At 52.5% G+C, this 19,628-nt stretch carries 17 protein-coding genes and 1 pseudogene; 13 read left to right on the forward strand and 5 right to left on the reverse strand.

Annotation, left to right across the window (positions count from 1 at the left end; all coding sequences use genetic code 11):
* Positions 1–4: 4 nt before the first annotated feature.
* The 8 genes from yihT (at position 5) to OGV79_RS05640 (ending at position 9,003) form a co-directional block, all read left to right on the forward strand.
* Entirely contained in the window at positions 5–883 is an 879-nt protein-coding gene (gene yihT, locus OGV79_RS05605) for a sulfofructosephosphate aldolase (protein ID WP_286468102.1), read from the forward strand.
* Between the two features lie 15 nt (positions 884–898).
* Complete coding sequence (gene yihS / locus OGV79_RS05610) at positions 899–2,140, forward strand: sulfoquinovose isomerase (protein ID WP_115182264.1); 1,242 nt, start codon at positions 899–901, stop codon at positions 2,138–2,140.
* Positions 2,141–2,250: 110 nt separating this feature from the next.
* Positions 2,251–4,275, forward strand: a complete 2,025-nt coding sequence (locus tag OGV79_RS05615; RefSeq protein ID WP_115615286.1) for an alpha-glucosidase — start codon at positions 2,251–2,253, stop codon at positions 4,273–4,275.
* A 45-nt stretch (positions 4,276–4,320) separates the two neighbouring features.
* Complete coding sequence (locus OGV79_RS05620) at positions 4,321–5,703, forward strand: MFS transporter (RefSeq protein WP_012133934.1); 1,383 nt, start codon at positions 4,321–4,323, stop codon at positions 5,701–5,703.
* 45 nt (positions 5,704–5,748) lie between these two features.
* Entirely contained in the window at positions 5,749–7,143 is a 1,395-nt protein-coding gene (locus tag OGV79_RS05625) for an MFS transporter (RefSeq protein ID WP_012133935.1), read from the forward strand.
* 88 nt (positions 7,144–7,231) lie between these two features.
* Positions 7,232–7,924: a porin OmpL gene (gene ompL, locus OGV79_RS05630; protein WP_024130675.1), complete on the forward strand. Its 693-nt coding sequence runs from the start codon at positions 7,232–7,234 to the stop codon at positions 7,922–7,924.
* A gap of 253 nt (positions 7,925–8,177) precedes the next feature.
* Positions 8,178–8,540: a CHAP domain-containing protein gene (locus tag OGV79_RS05635; RefSeq protein WP_071259439.1), complete on the forward strand. Its 363-nt coding sequence runs from the start codon at positions 8,178–8,180 to the stop codon at positions 8,538–8,540.
* A gap of 1 nt (position 8,541) precedes the next feature.
* Positions 8,542–9,003: a YqhG/Tai3 family protein gene (locus OGV79_RS05640; protein WP_110494844.1), complete on the forward strand. Its 462-nt coding sequence runs from the start codon at positions 8,542–8,544 to the stop codon at positions 9,001–9,003.
* Between the two features lie 153 nt (positions 9,004–9,156).
* On the opposite strand, the gene typA is transcribed toward OGV79_RS05640, so the two are convergent.
* Positions 9,157–10,980, reverse strand: coding sequence for a ribosome-dependent GTPase TypA (gene typA, locus OGV79_RS05645; RefSeq protein WP_012133937.1), 1,824 nt, complete (start codon positions 10,978–10,980; stop codon positions 9,157–9,159).
* Positions 10,981–11,357: 377 nt separating this feature from the next.
* On the opposite strand from typA, the gene glnA reads away from it, so the two are divergent.
* From glnA to OGV79_RS05665, 4 genes are all read left to right on the forward strand, one after another.
* On the forward strand, positions 11,358–12,767 hold the full coding sequence (gene glnA, locus OGV79_RS05650; protein WP_024130676.1) for a glutamate--ammonia ligase: 1,410 nt from the start codon (positions 11,358–11,360) through the stop codon (positions 12,765–12,767).
* A gap of 279 nt (positions 12,768–13,046) precedes the next feature.
* A complete protein-coding gene (gene glnL, locus OGV79_RS05655; protein ID WP_047459914.1) occupies positions 13,047–14,096 on the forward strand; it encodes a nitrogen regulation protein NR(II) in 1,050 nt (349 codons plus the stop codon).
* A gap of 11 nt (positions 14,097–14,107) precedes the next feature.
* A complete protein-coding gene (gene glnG / locus OGV79_RS05660; protein WP_047463826.1) occupies positions 14,108–15,517 on the forward strand; it encodes a nitrogen regulation protein NR(I) in 1,410 nt (469 codons plus the stop codon).
* A 111-nt stretch (positions 15,518–15,628) separates the two neighbouring features.
* Positions 15,629–15,739 (forward strand): YshB family small membrane protein, encoded by a 111-nt coding sequence (locus OGV79_RS05665; RefSeq protein ID WP_096753919.1) that lies wholly within the window; start codon positions 15,629–15,631, stop codon positions 15,737–15,739.
* Positions 15,740–15,829: 90 nt separating this feature from the next.
* Here the strand turns inward: OGV79_RS05665 and hemN are convergent, their stop codons facing one another.
* The 3 genes and pseudogenes from hemN to OGV79_RS05680 all read right to left on the reverse strand — a co-directional run bounded on the left by hemN (position 15,830) and on the right by OGV79_RS05680 (position 18,304).
* Complete coding sequence (hemN, locus tag OGV79_RS05670) at positions 15,830–17,203, reverse strand: oxygen-independent coproporphyrinogen III oxidase (RefSeq protein WP_071259434.1); 1,374 nt, start codon at positions 17,201–17,203, stop codon at positions 15,830–15,832.
* A gap of 188 nt (positions 17,204–17,391) precedes the next feature.
* Positions 17,392–17,901: a Der GTPase-activating protein YihI gene (gene yihI / locus OGV79_RS05675; protein WP_200076278.1), complete on the reverse strand. Its 510-nt coding sequence runs from the start codon at positions 17,899–17,901 to the stop codon at positions 17,392–17,394.
* A gap of 178 nt (positions 17,902–18,079) precedes the next feature.
* Positions 18,080–18,304 (reverse strand): annotated as a pseudogene (locus tag OGV79_RS05680) (hypothetical protein).
* Positions 18,305–18,544: 240 nt separating this feature from the next.
* On the opposite strand from OGV79_RS05680, the gene yihA reads away from it, so the two are divergent.
* Entirely contained in the window at positions 18,545–19,177 is a 633-nt protein-coding gene (gene yihA / locus OGV79_RS05685) for a ribosome biogenesis GTP-binding protein YihA/YsxC (protein ID WP_024130677.1), read from the forward strand.
* A gap of 275 nt (positions 19,178–19,452) precedes the next feature.
* Here the strand turns inward: yihA and spfP are convergent, their stop codons facing one another.
* Complete coding sequence (gene spfP, locus OGV79_RS21680; protein WP_071892919.1) at positions 19,453–19,500, reverse strand: small protein SpfP; 48 nt, start codon at positions 19,498–19,500, stop codon at positions 19,453–19,455.
* Positions 19,501–19,628: the final 128 nt, after the last annotated feature.

Raw genomic sequence — 19,628 nt, forward strand, 5'->3', positions numbered from 1 at the left:
CTGAATGAACAACTACACCATCAAAGACATTACGCGCGCATCCGGCGGCTTTGCCATGCTGGCGGTCGATCAGCGTGAAGCGATGCGCTTAATGTTTGCAGCTGCTGGTGCGAAGTCTCCTGTTGCCGACAGCGTGCTGACGGATTTCAAAGTGAATGCCGCAAAAGCGCTGTCTCCTTATGCCTCCGCCATTCTGATTGACCAACAGTTCTGTTACCGCCAGGTGGTGGAGCAAAACGCGATTGCGAAAAACTGCGCCATGATCGTCGCCGCCGATGCGTTCATTCCCGGCAATGGCATTCCTGTCGATAGCGTCGTCATTGATAAAAAAATCAATCCACAAGCGATAAAGCAAGACGGCGGTAAAGCGCTAAAACTGCTGGTGCTCTGGCGCAGCGATGAAGACGCCCAACAGCGTCTTGATATGGTCAAAGAATTTAATGAGATGTGCCACAGCAATGGTCTGGTGAGCATTATCGAACCGGTTGTGCGCCCACCTCGCCGTGGCGATAAGTTCGACCGCGAACAGGCCATCATTGATGCCGCAAAAGAGTTGGGCGACAGCGGCGCGGATCTCTACAAAGTTGAAATGCCGCTGTACGGCAAAGGCGCGCAGCACGACCTTCTCGCCGCGTCACAGCGCCTGAACGAGCATATCAATATGCCGTGGGTCATCCTCTCCTCCGGTATTGAGGAAAAATTGTTCCCTCGGGCGGTCAGAGTCGCAATGACCGCAGGCGCATCCGGTTTTCTGGCGGGTCGCGCCGTCTGGTCATCGGTGATTGGCCTGCCGGATACCGAACTGATGCTGCGTGATATTTCTGTGCCTAAGTTGCAGCGTTTGGGTGAGATCGTCGACGAAATGATGGCCCGCCGTCGTTAATGTGAGGATGAAAGCATGAAATGGTTTAACACGTTGAGCCACAACCGCTGGCTGGAGCAAGAAACCGATCGCATTTTTGACTTTGGGAAAAAATCCGCAGTACCTACCGGTTTCGGCTGGCTGGGAAATCAGGGACAGATCAGAGCGGAGATGGGTACGCACCTGTGGATTACCGCCCGTATGCTGCACGTTTATTCCGTTGCCGCATCGATGGGCCGTCCGGGCGCATATCAGTTAGTCGAGCATGGTATTAACGCGCTGAACGGCGCGTTACGCGATCGGCGCTACGGCGGCTGGTATGCCTGTGTAAACGATGAAGGCGTGATGGACGCCTCCAAACAGGGATATCAGCATTTCTTCGTCTTGCTAGGGGCGGCAAGCGCCGTCACCACGGGCCATCCACAGGCCAGAAAACTGCTGGATGACGCGATCGAGGTCATCGAAAAATACTTCTGGAGCGAAGAGGAGCAGATGTGCCTGGAGTCCTGGGACGAAGCCTTCAGCCAGACCGAAGATTACCGTGGCGGCAACGCCAACATGCATGCCGTAGAGGCTTTTTTGATCGTGTACGACGTGACCCACGATCGTAAATGGCTCGACCGCGCGCTGCGCATCGCCTCCGTCATTATTCACGATGTGGCCCGCAACGGCGACTACCGCGTCAACGAGCACTTCGATGCGCAGTGGAACCCCATCCGCGATTACAACAAAGATAACCCTGCCCACCGTTTCCGCGCTTACGGCGGCACGCCGGGGCATTGGATCGAGTGGGGTCGCCTGATGCTGCACCTGCATGCGGCCCTGGAAGCGCGTTTTGAAACTCCGCCCGCCTGGCTGCTGGAAGATGCCAAAGGGTTATTCCACGCCACCCTTCGCGACGCCTGGGCGCCCGATGGCGCAGACGGCTTCGTCTACTCCGTGGACTGGGACGGCAAACCGATTGTACGTGAAAGAGTACGCTGGCCGATTGTGGAAGCAATGGGCACCGCTTACGCCCTGTATACCCTCACCGGCGATAGCCAATACGAAGCCTGGTATCAGAAGTGGTGGGATTACTGCATCACTTATCTGATGGACTACGAGAACGGTTCGTGGTGGCAGGAGCTGGATACCAATAACCAGGTGACCACCAAAGTGTGGGACGGCAAGCAGGATATTTACCACCTGCTGCATTGCCTGGTGATCCCGCGCCTGCCGCTGGCGCCGGGGCTGGCACCCGCCGTTGCTGCGGGCCTGCTGGATAGCAACGCGAAATAACAATATGACATGCCGGATGGCGACGTTAAGGCGTCTTATCCGGCCGACGAGCGCCATGCTAACCGTAGGCAAGAGCGCTGCCGTCCGGCAACATTGAGGATAGAAAACTTATGCATACCCTACACAATATCACCCTGACAACAACCGATGACGGCTTCACCCTGAGCTGGCAAGATCGTCTGTTGCTATCCCACAGCGCAGAAAATCCCTGCCTGTGGATCGGCGCCGGCGTCGCCGATATCGACATGTTTCGCGGTAATTTCAGCATAAAAGATAAGCTGAATGAGAAAATCGCGCTGACTGACGCAACGATAAGCCAGTCCCCGGATGGCTGGTTGATCCATTTCAATCGCGGCGATGCCATCAGCGCGGCGTTACACATCGCCACCGATGAGGCGGGCCGCCTGACGCTGAAACTGCAAAACAGCGCTCTTACCCATAACCGCATCTGGTTACGCCTGGCCGCCCAGCCAGAAGATCACATCTATGGCTGCGGCGAACAATTCTCTTATTTCGATTTACGCGGCAAGCCTTTCCCGCTCTGGACCAGCGAACAAGGCGTCGGGCGCAACAAAAACAGCTATGTCACCTGGCAGGCGGACTGCAAAGAAAACGCGGGCGGGGATTACTACTGGACCTTTTTCCCACAGCCCACTTTTGTCAGCACGCAAAAGTACTACTGCCACGTCGATAACAGCTGCTACATGAATTTCGACTTTAGCGCGCCGGAATACCATGAGCTGGCGCTATGGGAAGACAACGCCACCCTGCGTTTTGAATGCGCCGACAGCTACATCGCCCTGCTGGAAAAATTGACGGCGCTGTTAGGCCGCCAGCCGGTGTTGCCGGACTGGGTTTACGACGGCGTGACGCTCGGCATTCAGGGCGGCACCGACGTCTGCCAGCAGAAGCTGGACACCATGCGCAACGCAGGCGTGAAGGTGAATGGCATCTGGGCGCAGGACTGGTCCGGCATCCGCATGACCTCTTTCGGCAAACGCGTGATGTGGAACTGGAAGTGGAACAGCGACAACTATCCGCAGCTGGATACCCGTATCAAGCAGTGGCAAGAAGAAGGCGTGCAGTTCCTCTCCTACATCAATCCTTACGTCGCCAGCGATAAAGATCTTTGCGCCGAAGCGGCCAGACACGGTTATCTGGCAAAAGACGCTGCGGGCGATGACTATCTGGTTGAGTTCGGAGAGTTTTATGGCGGCGTCGTGGATTTGACCAATCCTGAAGCCTATGACTGGTTCAAGAATGTCATCAAGAAAAACATGATTGAGCTGGGTTGCGGCGGCTGGATGGCGGATTTCGGGGAATACCTGCCAACCGACACTTACCTGCATAACGGCGTCAGCGCGGAAATTATGCATAACGCCTGGCCGGCGCTGTGGGCGAAATGTAACTACGAAGCGCTACAAGAGACCGGCAAGCTGGGCGAGATCCTGTTCTTTATGCGTGCGGGTTATACCGGCAGCCAGAAGTACTCCACCATGATGTGGGCGGGCGATCAGAACGTCGACTGGAGTCTGGACGACGGTCTCGCCTCCGTGGTGCCTGCCGCATTGTCGCTGGCGATGACGGGTCACGGTCTGCATCACAGCGATATTGGCGGTTATACCACCCTGTTCGACATGAAGCGCAGCAAAGAGCTGCTGCTGCGCTGGTGTGACTTCAGCGCCTTCACCCCGATGATGCGTACCCACGAAGGGAACCGCCCCGGCGATAACTGGCAGTTTGATGGCGACGCGGAAACTATCGCCCACTTTGCCCGTATGACAACCGTTTTTACCACCCTGAAACCGTATCTCAAACAGGCGGTGGCGCAGAACGCCAGAACCGGTCTGCCGGTCATGCGCCCGCTGTTCCTGCACTACGAGGACGATGCGCAGACCTACACCCTGAAATACCAGTATCTGCTGGGTCGCGACCTGCTGGTTGCGCCGGTCCACGAACAAGGACGCCGCGACTGGACGCTATATCTGCCTGAGGATAACTGGATCAACGCGTGGACGGGCGAAACGCTTCGCGGCGGCGAGATTACCGTGGACGCGCCGCTCGGCAAGCCTCCGGTCTTTTACCGTGCAGAGAGCGAGTGGGCATCTCTGTTTGCCTCTTTACGCACTATCTAATACGGCTCGCCCGTGGGGAAACTCACGGGCATATGGAGAAAAATAATGAGTCAAACGTCATCAAATCCGGCGACCCTACGCTTGCCGTTTAAAGAAAAACTTGCCTATGGGATGGGTGATTTAGGCTCCAATATCCTGCTGGATATTGGTACGCTTTATTTACTTAAGTTTTATACCGATGTGCTGGGTCTACCGGGCACGTATGGCGGTATTATTTTCCTGATCGCCAAATTCTTTACCGCCTTCACCGATATGGGGACCGGGATTATGCTCGACTCGCGACGTAAAATCGGCCCGAAAGGCAAGTTCCGCCCGTTCGTGCTCTATGCCGCGTTTCCTGTGACCCTGCTGGCCATCGCCAACTTTGTCGGCACGCCGTTTGAAATCACCGGTAAGACGGTGATGGCGACGGTGCTGTTTATGCTGTACGGCCTGTTCTTCAGCATGATGAACTGTTCGTATGGCGCGATGGTGCCCGCCATTACCAAAAACCCGGATGAGCGCGCCTCGCTTGCCGCCTGGCGTCAGGGCGGCGCCACGCTCGGCCTGCTGCTGTGCACCGTCGGTTTTGTTCCGGTGATGAATCTGATCGAAGGGAACGCACAGCTAAGCTATATTTTCGCCGCCACGCTGTTCTCACTGTTTGGCCTGCTGTTTATGTGGCTCTGCTACGCAGGCGTCAAAGAGCGTTATGTGGAGGTAAAACCGGTTGAAGCGACCGAAAAACCGGGGCTGCTCCAGTCGTTTCGCGCCATTGCCGGGAACCGTCCGCTGTTCATTTTATGTATCGCGAATCTCTGCACCCTGGGCGCTTTCAACGTTAAGCTGGCGATCCAGGTGTATTACACCCAGTACGTACTGAATGACCCGATCCTCCTCTCCTGGATGGGCTTTTTCAGCATGGGCTGCATTTTCATCGGCGTCTTTTTAATGCCCGGCGCGGTAAGACGCTTCGGCAAGAAAAAGGTCTACATCGGCGGCCTGCTGGTTTGGGTTATCGGCGATCTTCTCAACTACTTCTTTGGCGGCGGCTCGGTCAGTTTTGTCGCGTTTTCCTGCCTGGCATTTTTCGGTTCAGCATTTGTGAACAGCCTGAACTGGGCGCTGGTCTCCGACACGGTGGAATACGGTGAATGGCGCACCGGCGTGCGTTCAGAAGGAACGGTATACACCGGTTTTACCTTCTTCCGTAAGGTGTCTCAGGCGCTGGCGGGCTTCTTCCCCGGCTGGATGCTGACCCAAATCGGCTACGTGCCCAATGTGGTGCAATCAGCAGGCACTGTCGAAGGTTTGCGGCAGCTGATCTTTATTTATCCGTGCGCGCTGGCGGTGATAACCATCATCGCAATGGGATGTTTCTACAACCTCAACGAGAAGATGTATGTCCGCATCGTTGAAGAGATAGAAGCCCGTAAACAAACGGCTTAACAACGATAATAAAGGCGCCCTTCGGGGCGTTATTGAGGAGCGATTATGTCTGACCATGATCCGCTGACGCTAAAACTGAGCCTACGGGAAAAATATGCCTATGGCATGGGTGACTTCGGCTCAAATTTGATGCTGTGTATCGGTACGCTGTATCTGCTTAAGTTTTATACCGATGAACTGGGGATGCCCGCATATTACGGTGGGATTATCTTTCTGGTGGCGAAATTCTTTACCGCGTTCACCGATATGTTGACGGGAGTGCTGCTGGATTCCCGTCGTCATATTGGCGCTAAAGGTAAGTTTCGCCCTTTCATTCTGTATGCATCATTTCCTGTCGCGCTGGTTGCCAGCGCGCAGTTTCTCGCCACCGATTTTACACTGACGGTCAAAACAGCGCTGGCAACCGTACTGTTCATGCTGTTTGGCCTGTTTTACAGCCTGATGAATTGCTCATACGGGGCGATGGTGCCCGCTATCACCAGAAACCCGCATGAGCGCGCCCAACTCGCAGCATGGCGTCAGGGCGGCGCAACGCTCGGTCTGTTGCTGTGTACCGTTGGCTTTATGCCGATTCAGGCGCTCTTTACCCAGTCATCTTCTCTGGGTTATCTGGTAGCCGCGCTGATTTTCTCCGTTTGCGGCCTGTTCAGTATGTGGTGGTGTTTCAGCGGGGTGAAAGAACGGTATATCGATATCGTTCCGGCCCACCATAAGCCCAGCATTCTTAAATCCTTCTGTGCGATTTTCCGCAATCCGCCGCTGCTGGTGCTCTGCGTGGCCAACTTATGTACGCTGGCCGCGTTTAACATCAAACTGGCGATTCAGGTCTATTACACCCAGTACGTGCTGAACGACATCCATTTGCTGTCATGGATGGGATTTTTCAGTATGGGGTGCATTCTGGTCGGCGTACTGCTGGTGCCCGTAACCGTAAAAAGGTTTGGGAAAAAGCAGGTCTATCTCGGCGGTCTGACGCTGTGGGCTATCGGCGATGTGCTGAACTTTCTCTGGGGCGGAACCTCTTTCCTGTTCGTGATCTTCTCCTGCATGGCGTTTTTCGGCACCGCGTTCGTTAACAGCCTGAACTGGGCGCTGGTTCCTGATACGGTCGATTACGGCGAATGGAAAACAGGCATTCGTGCGGAAGGGTCGGTCTATACCGGTTATACCTTCTCACGAAAAATTTCTGCGGCGCTGGCGGGTTTCTTGCCCGGCATTATGCTGACGCAAATTGGCTACGTGCCGAACATAGCGCAAAGCGCGGAGACGTTACTTGGCCTGCGTCAGCTGATATTTCTCTGGCCATGCGGCCTGGCGATTATCGCCGCTCTCACAATGGGCTTTTTTTATAAGCTCAATGAAAAACGTTTTGCTTTTATTATTGAGGAAATTAGCCAACGAAAGAAACAATCGATACAAACCGGCGTTGTAAGCCATTAAAAAACCTCTGTTCTAATTAAATAAAATAATTGCCGCTCTATCCATTTCGATGGATAGCGGCTCCCTACGCTTAAAAAATGGATTTACTATGAAAACGTTGAACACAATAATGCTGTTATCCTCTGTTATCTCCACTTCTGTTTTTGCGGGCGCTTATGTGGAAAACCGCGAAGCCTATAATCTGGCATCCGATCAAATGGAATTCATGCTGCGCGTTGGCTACAACTCCGATATGGGGGCTGGAATTATGTTGACCAACACCTATACGCTACAGCGTGATGATGAATTAAAGCATGGTTATAATGAAATTGAGGGTTGGTATCCGTTATTTAAACCGACGGACCGGTTAACCATTCAACCCGGTGGTCTGATAAACGATAAAAGCATCGGTTCTGGCGGCGCTGTTTATCTGGACGTCAATTATAAATTCACGCCGTGGTTTAACCTGACGGTTCGTAACCGTTACAACCATAATAACTACAGTTCTACTGATTTAAATGGTGAATTAGATAATAACGATAGCTATGAAATCGGCAACTACTGGAATTTCATCATTACTGATAAATTTTCTTATACCTTTGAGCCACACTATTTTTATAATGTGAATGATTTTAACAGCAGCAACGGAACCAAACACCACTGGGAAATTACCAATACTTTCAGATACCGGATTAACCAGAACTGGCTGCCGTACTTAGAGTTACGTTGGTTGGATCGCAATGTGGAGCCCTACCATCGAGAGCAAAACCAGATTCGTGTCGGGGTAAAATATTTCTTCTGATTTTAATTATGCGATCTTCAACTGAAAGATCGCATTTTTAATTTTTATGAAAACATTTAAATTATAATAATAATTTATTTTCATTAATATATAGAAAACATTTAATAATACACATCCTATATAAATAATGTAATAACTTCTTTTTTATACCTTACATAATTCAAGTAGCAGGACGGTAGCGACACAGCTACGTCGCCACCTTGATGTAATGCGAAATACATTGGTATATATTAACAATAAAGGAGTTATTATAATGTCATGGAATAAACATTCCGCAGTAACCTTTGCACGCCAGCATGCACACCAACAAAGTACTCATTTTTGTGCCCGTGCCGTTGCAGCCGCGATACGAGCTGGCGGTATTCAGATTGAGGGAGCCAATGCCATGAATTTTGATCGTTCACTTGAGCGTGCCGGATTCAGGCAAGTTTATGGTGAACCGATGGAAGGAGATGTCGCAGTGATAAGCGCATTACCTGGCCCGCATCAATATGGTCATACCTGTATTTACGATGGGATGGGAACATGGTATTCCGATTTCATTCAACGCAGTATGTACCCTGGCCCACATTACAGGGAGCTACATCCTGCTTTTAAACTTTACAGGCACAATTAATATGAAAGAATTATTGAAATTATTGATATTACTTTCCATCAGTTTCGCAACATTTGGCGCAATTGATGATAAAACCCCCATATCTCGGGCGCTTGAATTCAATAAATGGTATATTAATCAGATAAATAAAGATATTTATCCTATCAGCGTCGGTCATGAAATTGATAACTTTGTTACGTCAGACACGATGAAAAAGCTGCGTCATGCGCAAGATCCTAAATACGCGGACGATGAATTTTATGACGCTGACTTCTTTATCAAGGCGCAATACATCGGCGATGACTGGCCAACCAACGTAACCGTAGTTTCATCCGATTATGATCCGGTTTGTGTGAATGTATATGTGTCATTTGGCAAAAAACGCGATCACATTGTCGTTGATTGTATGGTCCGGGAGGGAGGGAGGTGGAGAGTTCAGTCAGTCGTCGGACATGAGATTTACCACAATAGCAGCTTACAGTAATAAATCGAGAGTCAAAAAAAGCCGCTGAAATCAGCGGCTTTTTGTTGCCGGATGGCGGCTAACGCCTTATCCGGCCTACGAATCGGAGTTATCAGGCCGATTTTGTAGGCCCGATAAGCGAAGCGCCATCGGGCATTTCACGGTAAGCCCGTATTACTCTTCTTTCGCGCCGCGCATTGCACGACGACGATCGTTTTCCGTCAGGTGACGTTTACGAATACGGATAGAGGTTGGAGTCACTTCTACCAGTTCGTCGTCATCGATGAACTCCAGAGCCTGCTCCAGGGTCATCTTGATCGGCGGAACCAGAACCGTTGCTTCGTCAGTACCAGACGCACGCATGTTGGTCAGTTTCTTACCGGTCAGGCAGTTTACGGTCAGGTCGTTAGAACGGCTGTGAATACCGATGATCTGGCCTTCGTAAACTTCCGCGCCGTGACCCAGGAACAGCTTACCGCGATCCTGCAAACCGAACAGTGCGAACGCAACCGCTTTACCCTGACCGTTGGAGATCAGTACGCCGTTCTGACGCTGGCCCACTTCGCCCGGACGGATATCGTCGTAGTGGCTGAAGGTGGAGTACAGCAGACCCGTACCGGAGGTCATGGTCATGAACTCTGAACGGAAACCGATCAGACCTCGGCTTGGGATCACGTAGTCGAGACGTACGCGGCCTTTGCCATCTGGATTCATGTTTTTCAGGTCGCCTTTACGCTCGCCCAGCGCCTGCATCACAGAACCCTGGTGCTGCTCTTCGACGTCCAGCGTGACGTTTTCGTACGGCTCCTGTTTACGGCCGTCAATTTCGCGGAAGATAACTTTCGGACGGGAAACCGCCATCTCGAAACCTTCACGACGCATGTTTTCAATCAGAACGGACAGGTGCAGTTCACCACGACCGGATACACGGAACGCGTCCGCATCTTCGGTTTCTTCAACGCGCAGCGCAACGTTGTGTACCAGTTCTTTGTTCAGACGCTCAAGGATCTGACGAGAGGTCACGTATTTACCTTCTTTACCGCAGAACGGAGAGGTGTTTACGCAGAAGAACATAGAAACGGTCGGCTCATCAACAGACAGCGCTGGCAGCGCTTCAACATTCTGCGGATCGCAGATGGTGTCGGAGATGTTCAGCTCGCCCAGACCGGTGATTGCAATGATATCGCCCGCTTCCGCCAGGTCGCTATCAATACGTTCCAGACCCAGGTGAGTCAGCACTTTGCCCACTTTACCGTTACGGGTTTTGCCTTCGCTATCGATGATAGTGATCTGCTGGTTCGGCTTCACTTTACCGCGCTTGATACGACCAATGCCGATAACGCCAACATAGTTGTTGTAGTCCAGCTGAGAGATCTGCATCTGGAGCGGGCCGTCCAGGTCAACGTCCGGTGCCGGTACGTGGTCAACGATCGCCTGATACAGCGGGGTCATGTCTTCCGCCATATCTTCGTGATCCAGACCTGCGATACCGTTCAGCGCCGAAGCGTAGATGATCGGGAAGTCCAGCTGTTCGTCGGTCGCGTCGAGGTTAACGAACAGGTCGAATACCTGGTCTACAACCCAGTCAGGGCGCGCGCCAGGACGGTCAACTTTGTTGATAACAACAATCGGCTTCAGGCCATGAGCAAAGGCTTTTTTGGTCACGAAGCGCGTCTGCGGCATCGGGCCGTCAAATGCGTCAACCACCAGCAGCACGGAGTCTACCATGGACATTACACGTTCAACTTCACCACCGAAGTCGGCGTGTCCTGGGGTATCAACGATGTTGATACGGTAATCATTCCATTTGATAGCAGTGTTTTTAGCGAGGATGGTAATCCCACGCTCTTTCTCCAAATCGTTGGAGTCCATCACACGCTCTTGAGTTTCGGCACGCGCATCAAACGTACCGGATTGCTGTAGCAGCTTATCGACCAGGGTAGTTTTACCGTGGTCAACGTGCGCGATGATGGCGATGTTACGCAAATTTTCGATCACAACTTTGCCTCAGGCATTAGAAATAGCGCGTTATTGTACACGGATTAATCGCACTACAAAACAGGATCACAGAGATCCTCCGCAAACAAGTATTGCAGAGTTTCTTTGTGATCGCTTTCACGGAGCGTTAAAAGGGTCACTCACTGTCCATTGCACCAACATGGTGCTTAATGTTCACATTAAAGCACTATATTGGTGCAACATATCCACTATGGTGCGGCCCTTTTGCACGATGGTGCGCATGATAACGCCTTTTAGGGGCAATTTAAAAGTTGGCACAGATTTCGCTTTGTATTTTTTACGGCGACACGGCCAATTTTTGCAGAATTGAAGACTTCGTTACCACGACGACAATGACCAATCCGGGAGAGTTAAGTATGTCCGCTGAACACGTTTTGACGATGCTGAATGAGCATGAAGTGAAGTTTGTTGATTTGCGCTTCACCGATACCAAAGGTAAAGAACAGCACGTCACGATTCCTGCTCATCAGGTGAATGCCGAATTCTTTGAAGAAGGCAAAATGTTTGACGGCTCCTCGATCGGTGGCTGGAAAGGTATCAACGAATCCGACATGGTTCTGATGCCGGACGCATCCACTGCGGTCATTGACCCGTTCTACGCTGATTCTACGCTGATTATTCGTTGCGACATCCTGGAGCCAGGCACCCTGCAAGGCTACGATCGCGACCCGCGTTCCATCGCCAAGCGCGCGGAAGAGTACCTGCGCTCTACCGGCATCGCAGACACCGTTCTGTTCGGGCCAGAGCCAGAGTTCTTCCTGTTTGACGATATCCGCTTCGGTTCTTCTATCTCCGGTTCCCACGTCGCTATCGACGATATCGAAGGCGCATGGAACTCCTCCACCCAGTACGAAGGTGGCAACAAAGGTCACCGTCCGGCAGTAAAAGGCGGTTACTTCCCGGTTCCGCCGGTAGACTCTTCTCAGGACATCCGTTCTGAAATGTGTTCCGTTATGGAGCAGATGGGTCTGGTTGTAGAAGCTCACCACCACGAAGTGGCAACCGCAGGTCAGAACGAAGTGGCAACCCGCTTCAACACCATGACCAAAAAAGCGGACGAAATTCAGATCTACAAATACGTTGTGCACAACGTCGCTCACCGTTTCGGTAAAACTGCGACCTTTATGCCAAAACCGATGTTCGGCGATAACGGTTCCGGTATGCACTGCCACATGTCCTTGTCCAAAAACGGGACTAACCTGTTCTCCGGCGACAAATATGCGGGTCTGTCTGAGCAGGCGCTGTACTACATCGGCGGCGTAATCAAACACGCAAAAGCGATCAACGCCCTGGCGAACCCGACCACCAACTCCTACAAACGTCTGGTTCCGGGTTATGAAGCACCGGTCATGCTGGCCTACTCCGCCCGTAACCGTTCTGCCTCTATCCGTATTCCGGTTGTGGCCTCTCCGAAAGCGCGTCGTATCGAAGTGCGCTTCCCGGACCCGGCTGCAAACCCGTACCTGTGCTTTGCCGCTCTGCTGATGGCGGGTCTTGACGGTATTAAGAACAAGATCCACCCAGGCGAAGCGATGGACAAAAACCTGTATGACCTGCCGCCGGAAGAAGCGAAAGAGATCCCACAGGTTGCAGGCTCTCTGGAAGAAGCGCTCAACGAGCTGGATATTGACCGTGAATTCCTGAAAGCAGGCGGCGTGTTCACTGATGAAGCGATCGACGCGTACATCGCCCTGCGCATTGAAGAAAATGACCGCGTGCGCATGACGCCGCACCCGGTAGAGTTTGAGCTGTACTACAGCGTTTAATCGTTGAGTTGCCGTGGAACTTTTAGCCTGTTCAGGCAGGTTTGAGATTGATGGCGAATGATAAGACGCCTGATGGCGCAAGCTTATCAGGCCTACCGGTAACATCACCTTGTAGGCCGGATAAGGCAAAGCCGCCATCCGGCACAACGTTTGCCACTCATCTGTAGCCCATCACACGATGGGCTTTTTTCTCCACCAACATTCTGATCCCACGCGCTTTTTACACGTAAAAAGCTATAATGCACTAAATTGGTGCAAACTATTCCAGGAGACTGCTAAATGGCAACAGGCACGCAGCCCGATGCTGGGCAGATCCTCAATTCTTTAATCAACAGCATCTTACTGGTCGACGACGAGCTGGCGGTGCATTACGCCAACCCGGCCGCACAACAGCTGCTCGCCCAAAGCGCCCGCAAGCTGTTTGGTACGCCGCTGCCTGAGCTGTTGAGCTATTTTTCATTAAATATTGGGCTGATGCGCGAAAGCCTGGAAGCAGGTCAGGGATTTACGGACAACGAAGTCACGCTGGTGATCGACGGGCGCTCTCATATTCTCTCGTTAACCGCCCAGCGCCTGCCGGATAACTTCATCCTGCTGGAAATGGCGCCGATGGATAACCAGCGTCGCCTGAGCCAGGAACAGCTTCAGCATGCCCAGCAAATCGCCGCCCGCGACCTGGTGCGCGGTCTGGCGCATGAGATCAAAAACCCGCTTGGTGGTTTACGCGGCGCGGCCCAGCTGCTCAGTAAAGCCCTGCCTGACCCGGCGTTGCTGGAGTACACCAAAGTCATTATTGAGCAGGCCGACAGGCTGCGTAATCTGGTTGACCGACTGTTGGGGCCGCAACAGCCGGGTATGCACGTCACGGAGAGTATCCACAAAGTCGCAGAACGCGTCGTCGCACTGGTGTCGATGGAGCTGCCAGAGAACGTCACGCTGATTCGTGATTATGACCCCAGTCTGCCGGAACTGCCTCACGACCCGGACCAGATTGAACAGGTCCTGCTGAACATCGTGCGTAACGCTTTACAGGCGTTAGGGCCGGAAGGCGGTGAAATCATTCTGCGTACCCGTACCGCATTCCAGCTGACGCTGCATGGCGTGCGTTATCGCCTGGCGGCGCGCATCGACGTTGAGGACAACGGGCCGGGTATTCCGTCCCATTTACAGGACACGCTGTTTTACCCGATGGTCAGCGGTCGCGAAGGCGGCACCGGGCTGGGCTTATCCATTGCCCGTAATTTGATTGATCAGCATTCCGGCAAAATTGAATTTACCAGTTGGCCGGGTCATACCGAGTTCTCGGTTTACCTGCCTATCAGGAAATAAAGGTGACGTTTATGCAACGAGGGATAGTCTGGGTAGTCGATGACGATAGTTCCATCCGTTGGGTGCTTGAACGTGCGCTCGCCGGGGCGGGATTACATTGCACCACATTTGAAAACGGCAACGAAGTGCTGGACGCGCTGGCGAGTAAAACGCCGGATGTCCTGCTGTCGGATATCCGTATGCCGGGAATGGACGGACTGGCGCTGTTAAAACAGATCAAACAGCGTCACCCCATGCTTCCGGTCATCATAATGACGGCGCATTCCGATCTCGATGCCGCCGTCAGCGCTTATCAACAAGGCGCGTTTGATTATCTGCCAAAGCCTTTTGATATTGACGAAGCGGTCGCGCTGGTTGAACGCGCGATCAGCCATTATCAGGAGCAGCAACAGCCACGCAATGTCCAGATCAACGGCCCGACAACCGATATCATCGGCGAAGCGCCCGCGATGCAGGATGTCTTTCGCATTATTGGCCGCCTCTCACGCTCGTCTATCAGCGTGCTGATCAACGGCGAGTCCGGGACCGGTAAAGAGCTGGTCGCCCATGCGCTGCATCGCCATAGCCCACGCGTTAAAGCTCCCTTTATCGCCCTGAATATGGCGGCTATTCCGAAGGATTTGATCGAGTCCGAACTGTTTGGTCATGAAAAAGGGGCGTTCACCGGGGCGAATACCATTCGTCAGGGGCGCTTTGAGCAGGCCGACGGCGGCACGCTGTTTCTCGATGAAATCGGCGATATGCCGCTGGATGTGCAGACGCGTTTGCTACGCGTCTTAGCCGATGGGCAGTTTTACCGCGTTGGTGGCTATGCGCCGGTGAAGGTTGATGTGCGGATTATCGCCGCCACCCATCAGAACCTGGAATTACGCGTACAGGAAGGTAAGTTCCGTGAAGATCTGTTCCACCGCCTGAACGTGATTCGCGTACATTTGCCGCCGCTGCGCGAGCGTCGGGAAGATATTCCACGCCTGGCGCGGCATTTCCTGCAAGTGGCTGCCCGCGAGCTGGGCGTCGAAGCCAAATTGCTCCACCCGGAAACCGAAGCGGCGCTGACGCGTCTGGCCTGGCCTGGCAACGTGCGTCAACTGGAGAATACCTGCCGTTGGTTAACGGTGATGGCCGCCGGACAGGAGGTTCTGATTCAGGACTTACCCGGCGAGCTGTTTGAAGCCACGGTGCCAGACAGCCAGTCGCACATACAGTCAGACAGTTGGGCCACATTGCTGGCGCAGTGGGCGGATCGCGCGTTGCGTTCCGGTCATCAAAACCTGCTTTCTGAAGCGCAGCCTGAGCTGGAGCGTACGCTGTTAACCACCGCGCTGCGTCATACCCAGGGGCACAAACAGGAAGCGGCACGGCTGCTGGGATGGGGTCGTAACACCCTGACTCGCAAGCTAAAAGAGCTGGGTATGGAGTGACGATTCGTCGTTGTGTAAAGATTAATATTTAAGCGCAAATTGCCGTTATTTTGCGCTTTACTGTTCCGATGAGTTGAGTATGATCATGCCCGGCAAACAGGGGGAATCATCATGCTGGAATCATTAATCAATCTGGTATCGAGCGGAGCGGTCGACAGCCACACGCCACAAACTGCGGTTGCCGCAGTGCTGTGTGCAGCGCTGGTTGGGCTGTTTAGCTAAATGCGTGCCGGATGGCGCTACCGCTTATCCGACCTACGGTTGATGTTAACTTGTAGGCCCGGTAAGCGGTAGCGCCACCGGGCAACGCCACTAAATCACCCGTGAGAACTGCTGCATCCGCGCTTTCTGGCGCAGATAAGCATCAAAGCACATACAGATGTTACGGATCAGCAGACGGCCTTTCGGCGTAACCTGAATCCCCTTATCATCCACATCCACCAGCCCATCTTTCGCCAGCGGCGCCAGCAGCGCTAAATCTTCCGCAAAGTACGCCGCGAAGTTGAGATCCCACTGCTGTTCAACCGCTGCGTAATCGAGACGGAAGTTGCAGATCAGCGACTTAATAATATCCCGACGAATGCAGTCATCGCGGGTCAGCACAATGCCGCGCCATAACGCATTCCCCAGCTCATCCACCTGCTGATAGTAGCGCTTCAGCTCTTTCTGGTTCTGCGCGTAGCTGTCGCCAATCATACTGATGGCGGAAACGCCCATCCCCAGCAGGTCCGTATCGCCCTGAGTGGTATAGCCCTGGAAGTTACGATGCAGAACACCTTCACGCTGGGCAACGGCCAGCTCGTCATCCGGGCGGGCAAAGTGATCCATCCCGATGAACTGATAGCCCGTCTCCGTCAGCGATGAGATGGTCTCTTGCAGGATATCGAGTTTTTGCTGCGCGCTGGGCAGGTCAGCCTCTTTGATTTTGCGCTGAGCGGCGAATAACGTGGGCAAATGAGCGTAGTTAAAGACGCTCAGGCGATCGGGGCTCAGCTCTGCCACGCGTCTGAGCGTAAAGGCGAAGCTTTCCGGCGTTTGCTTTGGCAGCCCGTAAATCAGATCGATATTCGTCGAGGTGAAGCCTATCTCGCGCGCATGATTGAGCAGCGAGAAGATAAACTCTTCATCCTGCTCGCGGTTAACCAGACGCTGAACGTCTTTATTGAAGTCCTGCACCCCCATACTCAGGCGGTTAAACCCTTGCGCGCGTAAATGATCGAGCACATCCAGCTCAATTTCACGGGGATCGACTTCGATCGAGATTTCGACGTCGTCGTTAAAATGAAAGTTTCCACGCAGAAGCGTCATTAACCGACTGATTTGCGCTTTATTCAGGTACGTTGGCGTTCCGCCGCCCCAGTGCAGTTGACTAACGCGACGTCCGGCAAACAGCGGCGCGCGATGAATAATTTCTTGTTCAAGCGCATCGAGATATTGGTCGGCCTTATGCTGCTGGCGGGTCACAATCTTGTTGCAACCGCAGAAGTAGCACAATTTATGGCAAAACGGGATATGAACGTACAGAGACAGCGGACGTTCAGGGTAACGCGCCACAGCGTGCTGAAATGCCTCTTCGCCGTAGTCTTCCGAAAACTCCAGCGCTGTGGGATACGAGGTATATCGTGGCCCGGAATAGTTATATTTCTGGATCAGGGCCAGATCCCAGTCTATCAACTGTTCAGACATGCTCACTCCTTCCGATGGCGTCGCTGGCGGGTACGGCGTACCGGCTTTACCCCACTACGGGTAATAAACCGGTTGCGCAGCCACTTCTGTCGCCGCGACAACCGCTGTAGTTTAACGAATAACCACACCAGATAACATACAACCGGAAGGGTTATAAGCAGGACGGGAAGGCCCACGGTGTAAACCCGTTAGTTGCCGCCCCGGAGCAGGCGCATCATATCTTCCTGCTTTTCGTCCTCTTCCTCTTCTTCATCGTCATCATAAGAGAGGCCCAACGTCTGCATCAGCTCATCAATACGATCCAGTTTGGCATCTACCCAGGTTTGGTCTTCCGCACTTAGGGTTTCGCCTGCTTCCAGACGTTCCAGCAGCGCATCCAGGCGCTCATCCGTTTCCAGTAAATCCAACTCAGCCTGCGGTGAAAGCATAGGTTTCTCACTCTTCGGTTTGTGCTGTTTGGTGACTTTTTCGGTCACACCCAGGGGAATGGGGGTTTTACTGCCAATTCGTGGATCTTTCTGCTTGTTCTGGTTTTTACCGCCTGAAGCCGCGTTGTCACCTGTCGCACGGCTCCCCGCCGCATGACCACGGTGTTTTTTCTGACGCTTACGGTCGCGCGCTTCCTGATTCAGCTCTTCGCGTGTTTTACGACGCGCTTTTGCGGGACCTTTACCGCGTGGTGTAGAAGTTGATTTCATAGTGATTCGTCTTTGGCTGTTTTAGTCAGTATATACTCTAAATAATTCGAGTTGCAGGAAGTCAACGCACATGCAACCTGAAGTATGACGAGTTTCATTTGCCGCGGAATCTAGCAGAAACCCTATAAAGAAAAAAGGCGACAGAGTAATCTGTCGCCTTTTTTGCTGTCTAACAACCCTAACGGGCTCTACGATCCCTGTTGGCTACCAACACGCCCTGTTTTTCCCTTAGCCTGAAACATTCCGTGTTGTTTCCATTTCCTTTTACTAACGTCTCCGAACGTTTGTCTTCCTGACAAATCCTGCGTCTTCGCCTCCTGGCGCTCCTGACCCTCATCCTGAGTCGTAATCCTGACAGCTTCCTCGCTATGGATGCTACTTTACTCTTCTGGCATAAACGCACAAGTAATCGAAACGCGAATGTCCACTTTTCAGAATATTGTCTGAAACATAACGTTATGATTTTATTATTTTATCTTAATTTTCGACCTGCGCTTACTCTGAAATTTCGCATAAGAACAATCGGCAATGTCTCACAAAGAGCATGGTTTTAGCTTACACACATCCCCATGCTGAAAAATCCGTCTTTTGCCGCTGTTCAGGTATAATCGCTGCAAAGCTTTGACTGACGGAGACGACCGCTTTGACTAATTTGAATTATCAACAGACGCACTTTGTGATGAGTGCGCCTGATATTCGCCATTTACCTTCCGATACCGGAATCGAAGTGGCTTTTGCTGGCCGTTCCAATGCAGGCAAATCCAGCGCGCTGAACACGCTTACGAATCAGAAGAGTCTGGCGCGTACATCCAAAACACCGGGCCGTACTCAGCTCATCAACCTGTTTGAGGTGGTTGAAGGCAAACGTCTGGTTGACCTGCCCGGCTATGGCTATGCAGAAGTCCCGGAAGAGATGAAGCGTAAGTGGCAACGCGCGCTGGGTGAATATCTGGAAAAACGTCAGAGTCTGCAAGGCCTGGTGGTACTGATGGATATCCGTCACCCGTTAAAAGATCTCGACCAGCAGATGATCCAGTGGGCCGTAGAGAGCAACATTCAGGTTCTGGTTTTACTCACCAAAGCGGACAAACTGGCCAGCGGCGCACGTAAAGCGCAGCTGAATATGGTGCGTGAAGCGGTACTGGCCTTTAACGGCGATGTGCAGGTAGAAACGTTTTCTTCCCTGAAGAAGCAAGGCGTGGATAAATTACGTCAGAAACTGGATAGCTGGTTTAACGATCTGGCTCCCGTGGAAGAGACGCAGGACGGGGAATAACCCACCGATATGCCGGATGGCGCCGCTGCGCGTCTTATCCGGCCTACAGTTCTTTATTCTTGCTCTAAGGCGGCAACACAGCAAATCCTCAGGAGCTTACATAAGTAAGTGACTGGGGTGAGCGACAAATCTGTCTGGAACAGATTTGAACGCCGCGAAGCGGCGGCCCGTAAGGGATGAGCCGAGTAATTCTAAGCCAACGCGTATGCAGCTTGAAGTATGACGAGCAAAATAAAAAACGCCCCAGTCATTACTGACTGGGGCGGCTAAAATATTCAGCCAAATCCGATTACGTGAAGTAAAAGGTCTGAAAGATAGAACATCTTACCTCTGTACCCTACGCGAATAACTTTACTCTTTTTTGAGCAGCTCAGAAAGCACTTTTTGTAATTTTTTTTCATTCTTTACATAGGGAATTCTAATGATCATCACAAAACGTTCTATCTTATGT

It is taken from the genome of Citrobacter sp. CK185 (assembly GCF_030333565.1).
Classification (GTDB): domain Bacteria; phylum Pseudomonadota; class Gammaproteobacteria; order Enterobacterales; family Enterobacteriaceae; genus Citrobacter_B; species Citrobacter_B koseri.

Excerpts from the sequence above, each read along its gene's own strand:
- ompL (WP_024130675.1), top strand. The coding sequence starts at position 7,232 with ATGAAAACGTTGAACACAATAATGCTGTTATCCTCTGTTATCTCCACT.
- hemN (WP_071259434.1), bottom strand. The coding sequence starts at position 17,203 with ATGTCTGAACAGTTGATAGACTGGGATCTGGCCCTGATCCAGAAATAT.
- OGV79_RS05640 (WP_110494844.1), top strand. The coding sequence starts at position 8,542 with ATGAAAGAATTATTGAAATTATTGATATTACTTTCCATCAGTTTCGCA.
- OGV79_RS05615 (WP_115615286.1), top strand. The coding sequence starts at position 2,251 with ATGCATACCCTACACAATATCACCCTGACAACAACCGATGACGGCTTC.
- glnL (WP_047459914.1), top strand. The coding sequence starts at position 13,047 with ATGGCAACAGGCACGCAGCCCGATGCTGGGCAGATCCTCAATTCTTTA.
- OGV79_RS05620 (WP_012133934.1), top strand. The coding sequence starts at position 4,321 with ATGAGTCAAACGTCATCAAATCCGGCGACCCTACGCTTGCCGTTTAAA.
- glnG (WP_047463826.1), top strand. The coding sequence starts at position 14,108 with ATGCAACGAGGGATAGTCTGGGTAGTCGATGACGATAGTTCCATCCGT.
- glnA (WP_024130676.1), top strand. The coding sequence starts at position 11,358 with ATGTCCGCTGAACACGTTTTGACGATGCTGAATGAGCATGAAGTGAAG.
- yihS (WP_115182264.1), top strand. The coding sequence starts at position 899 with ATGAAATGGTTTAACACGTTGAGCCACAACCGCTGGCTGGAGCAAGAA.
- yihI (WP_200076278.1), bottom strand. The coding sequence starts at position 17,901 with ATGAAATCAACTTCTACACCACGCGGTAAAGGTCCCGCAAAAGCGCGT.
- OGV79_RS05625 (WP_012133935.1), top strand. The coding sequence starts at position 5,749 with ATGTCTGACCATGATCCGCTGACGCTAAAACTGAGCCTACGGGAAAAA.
- OGV79_RS05635 (WP_071259439.1), top strand. The coding sequence starts at position 8,178 with ATGTCATGGAATAAACATTCCGCAGTAACCTTTGCACGCCAGCATGCA.
- OGV79_RS05665 (WP_096753919.1), top strand. The coding sequence starts at position 15,629 with ATGCTGGAATCATTAATCAATCTGGTATCGAGCGGAGCGGTCGACAGC.
- yihT (WP_286468102.1), top strand. The coding sequence starts at position 5 with ATGAACAACTACACCATCAAAGACATTACGCGCGCATCCGGCGGCTTT.